The sequence below is a fragment of the Magnetococcales bacterium genome, assembly GCA_015231175.1.
Lineage (GTDB): Bacteria > Pseudomonadota > Magnetococcia > Magnetococcales > DC0425bin3 > HA3dbin3.
Genome location: JADGBZ010000131.1, coordinates 5125 through 5377, shown reverse-complemented (window position 1 = coordinate 5377; position 253 = coordinate 5125). Strand labels below are relative to the sequence as shown.

1 rRNA gene (cut by a window edge) is annotated in these 253 nt (G+C 58.9%); it reads right to left on the bottom strand.

Annotation, left to right across the window (positions count from 1 at the left end):
- Positions 1-253 (bottom strand): 16S ribosomal RNA (locus tag HQL63_15645) (its annotated part continues 33 nt past the right edge of the window); the annotation flags it as partial.

The window sequence follows — 253 nt, the reverse complement described above, 5'->3', positions numbered from 1 at the left end:
TCTCAGACCAGCTACGGATCATCGCCTTGGTAGGCCTTTACCCCACCAACAAGCTAATCCGACGCGGACCCCTCCCAAGGCGACTTGCGCCTTTCCCTCGTAAGGCTTATGCGGTATTAGCAGCCGTTTCCAGCTGTTGTCCCACACCTCGGGGCAGGTATCCACGCGTTACTCACCCGTTCGCCACTCGTCGGCATCCCGAAAGACCCGTTACCGTGCGACTTGCATGTGTTAAGCGTACCGCCAGCGTTCG